Annotated in this window: 1 protein-coding gene; it reads left to right on the top strand. The window is 62.1% G+C overall.

Annotation, left to right across the window (positions count from 1 at the left end; genetic code table 11):
* Window positions 1–3763 (top strand): amino acid adenylation domain-containing protein (locus ACFFAR_RS26790; RefSeq protein ID WP_375508780.1); only part of this gene is annotated, 3763 nt, incomplete at its 5' end.
* Window positions 3764–4017: the final 254 nt, after the last annotated feature.

The raw sequence follows: 4017 nt of genomic DNA, 5'->3' as shown, positions 1-4017 counted from the left end.
ACCGAAGCCCTTCGATACATTGCCGCTTGCAGCGACCACTGCCAATGATCAGGCTGACGCGCTCGCGCAGTTCGACGCATTGCAATGCACGCTCGACATCACGAACGGACCGCTTGTCTGCGCGTTGGCCGCGGCGCTTCCGGATGGCAGCACGCAGCTCTATCTGGCGATCCATCACCTGATAGTCGATGGTGTGTCCTGGCGTATCCTGCTCGATGATCTGGACGCAGCTTATCGCGCCGCAATCGATCGTCGCGCCATACAGTTGTCGCCCGCTGGTACGCGAGCTCAGGACTGGGCCGCACGTCTCGCACGTGCCGCACGTGAACCCACATCCCCGTTCGCGCAGGAAACGTCGTACTGGTGCGCACTTGCCAGCTCGCACGAGGATATGCCGCTCGACCATCCACAAGCATTGGCGACGAATGCCGACGCCGTTGTTTTCGAACAGACGCTGGCCGCCGACCTCACGCGCGCAGCGTTGAACGAAGCAAATGCTGCATACCGGACGCAGACAGTCGAGCTGCTGGCCGCTGCGCTGGCCCATGCGATCGGCGAGCAAACCGGACATTCATCGTGCCGTATCGAACTCGAAGGTCATGGCCGCGAGGCGTTGTTCGATGATATCGACGCAAGCCGCACACTTGGCTGGCTGACGAGTCACTATCCGGTAGCGCTGGACATCGACGCGTTGCCTCTGGGAACGCTGACGCAGGCCAAAGACACGTTGCGCGCAGTGCCGCACAAGGGTCTCGGCTTCGGCGTCCTGCGTCACTACGCCGATGACGCGACACGCAACGCGCTTGCAGCGGTACCGCGCCCGCGCGTGACGTTCAACTATCTTGGTCAGTTCGACGCTCCTCGCGATGCGTTGCTCGTGCCGCATCTTGGAGGCGCCGGCTGCGAACGCGACCCGGCGGGACCGCTTGGCAACGCGCTTGCGATTCACGCATATATCGATACAAACGGTGCCCGCACGCTCAAATTGCAGTGGGTCTATGCCGCGACGCAATTCGATCGCACGACGATTGAAGCGTTGGCGCAGCGCTTCGAAACGATCCTCGCACAGATCGTGGCAGCGTGCGCGGATCGTCTGAAGCTCCAGGGTGGCGGAGCGACCCCGGGCGACTACCCGCTGGCGCTCAAGGCGGGTTTGAACCAGGCCGCGCTCGACCGCGTACCGCACGATCTTCGCTCGGTCGATGACATCTATCCGCTCTCACCGATGCAGCAAGGAATTCTGTTCCACTCGCTGCTCGCGCCGGAGCAGGCGACCTACGTCAATCAACTGGTTGCAACGTTGCATGCGCCGGATGTACAACGCCTTCGCGCCGCATTCGAAGCAGCAGTGCCACGTCATGACATTTTGCGCACGAGTTTCACGCCCGACGAAGCCAAGCCGATGCAGATCGTGCACCGCCAAGCGCGCATGTCTGTTGACCTGCTCGACTGGCGCGATCATGGCGATAACACGCTCAAATCATGGCTTGCGGCGGATCGGGCACGTGGTTTCGATCTGATTACGCCGCCACTGATGCGCGTGACGCTCATCCAGATCGCGGACGACGAGTGGAAGCTCGTCTGGACCCGCCATCATTTGTTGCTCGATGGCTGGAGCACCGCGCGTCTCTTCGCCGATATCCTGCGCGATTACATCGACCCGCCGCAGGCGCAGCCCTTCTCGGTGCGGGCGAAGTCGCGCTATCGTGATTTCATTGCGTGGCTGGCCGAGAAAGATGAAGGCGTGGAAAAGGCGTTCTGGCTCGAACGTCTTGCCCGTCTCGACGAACCGGTGCTCGTCGCGAAACGCAATGTGGCTACGCAGACGGGCAACCGCACGTGGCGAGCAACGTTCGACGCGAACACCATGAGCCGCGTCACGGAAACTGCACGCCGGCTTCATGTCACGCTCAACACGCTGGTGCAGGGCGCATGGGCTCTTGCATTGCAGCGGGTCACACATCAGTCATCGGTTGCGTTCGGCGCGACGGTCGCGGGTCGGCCGGATGCCTTGCCCGATGTCGATAGCGTGCTTGGTCTTTTCATCAACACGCTGCCTGTAATCACGGCGCCGTCACCGCATCGCGAGGCCGCGACGTGGTTGCGCGAGTTGCAAAGCGATAACGCGGCTGCCGCAGAGCACGCCCACACGCCGCTTGCAGATATCCAGCAATGGGCGCGTCAGGGCGGCGGTGCGCTCTTCGACACGCTGGTCGTTTTCGAAAACTATCCCGTCGATGAAGCCTGGGCCGGCCGCGATGAACGCGCGCTCAAGATGCGCGACTTGCGCAATATCGAAGCGACAGATTTTGCGGTGACGCTCGTGATTGAAGCCGGCGAGTCGATGACGATCGACTACGGTTACGACGCGGCGCGGATCGATGAAAAGCGCGTGACGATGCTGCATCGCGCGTTCGCTGCATGTCTGGAAGCACTTGTTATCAACCCGCACGTGTTGCTCGGCACGATCTCGATTGCAAGCCCCGAAGATATCGTCAGGATCGCGCAATGCAACGCGACTTCACGCACTTGGCCGGCGCAACAACAACTGCCGTTGCATCGCCAATTCGAACGTGCGGCTAAAGCGTCGCCTGATGCCATTGCGCTTGAATTCGCCGATGCAAACGGCGAACTGCGCCAGATGCGTTATGGTGAACTCGATGCGCTAGCGGATCGCGTTGCCGCAGCGCTGGTGGCAAAGGGCGTCAAACCGGATACGGCGGTAGCGTTGTGCGTGGATCGATCGTTCGACATGGTGATCGCGCTCATGGGCGTGTTGAAGGCAGGCGCGGCGTACCTGCCCATCGACCCGGACTACCCCCCTGAGCGTATCGCGTACCTGCTCGACGACGCAAAGCCCGCAGTCGTTCTGACGCAAGCCCATCTACGTGAGCGTATCGAAGCGGACACTGCGCGCGTTTTCACGGTCGCCGAACTGATGCAAGACGATACGGCGCACGGCTTACACATCGGCGTAGAAGCGCAACAGCTTGCCTACCTGATCTATACATCGGGTTCAACAGGCAGGCCAAAGGGGGCGGGCAATACGCACGGCGCGTTGTCGAACCGGATCGCGTGGATGCAGCGTGCTTACGCACTGACCGAGCGCGATGTCGTGCTGCACAAGACGCCGTTCGGCTTCGACGTGTCGGTGTGGGAATTCGTCTGGCCGCTCTCCGTGGGCGCGAAGCTGGCAATTGCCGCCCCCGGCGATCATCGCGACCCGGCGCGGCTCGTCGCTGCAATCGAAGCGCGCGGCGTGACCACGCTGCACTTCGTTCCCTCGATGCTCGCCGCGTTCATCGCTTATATCGACGACTTCAACGTTGCGGCACGCTGCACGAGCCTGCAGCGAATCGTGGCGAGTGGCGAGGCGCTCGCGCCTGAGCTCGTCACGCGTGCTGCCCAGTTGCTGCCGAACGCGCGTTTGTACAACCTGTACGGGCCGACTGAAGCCGCCATCGATGTCTCGCACTGGACCTGCAGCGCAGAAGATGGGGACGCGGCCTCCGTGCCAATCGGCCACGCGATCGACAACCTGCAACTGCACGTCCTCGATGCAGCGTTCAATCCGCTGCCCGAAGGCGCCATCGGCGAGCTTTATCTGGGCGGAGCAGGGCTTGCCCGCGGGTATCTCGGCCGGCCGACACTGACTGCCGAGCGCTTTCGCGCGGCGATCGGTGACAAACATTTAGCCACGAACATAGAGTCGGTGCACCGCGTAACCGAGCAATTCATCGTCGGCGCAGGCGGTGAGCGATAAACAGCCCGCCAATAGCAAAATGCACAATCGAACGTCATCCCGGCCGAAGCGCAGCGAAGAGTCGGGATTTATGCCGTGGAAGGCACGGCGGCATAAATCCCGGATAAAAGCTGCGCTTTTTCCGGGACGACGCGTTTCTTTGCGCGCAAAATACCTAACCATACGCCGGATCATCCGCCGCCTCCTCCGTCGCGCGCGCCAGATCGGGCAGCAATGGTACGAAGCGCACATCCATCAGGTCGCGCACGGCCAGC

The organism is uncultured Caballeronia sp. (assembly GCF_964243625.1).
Classification (GTDB): Bacteria; Pseudomonadota; Gammaproteobacteria; order Burkholderiales; family Burkholderiaceae; genus Caballeronia.
Note: the sequence above shows the minus strand (reverse complement) of the source record. Positions and strands in the feature narration are given on the sequence as shown.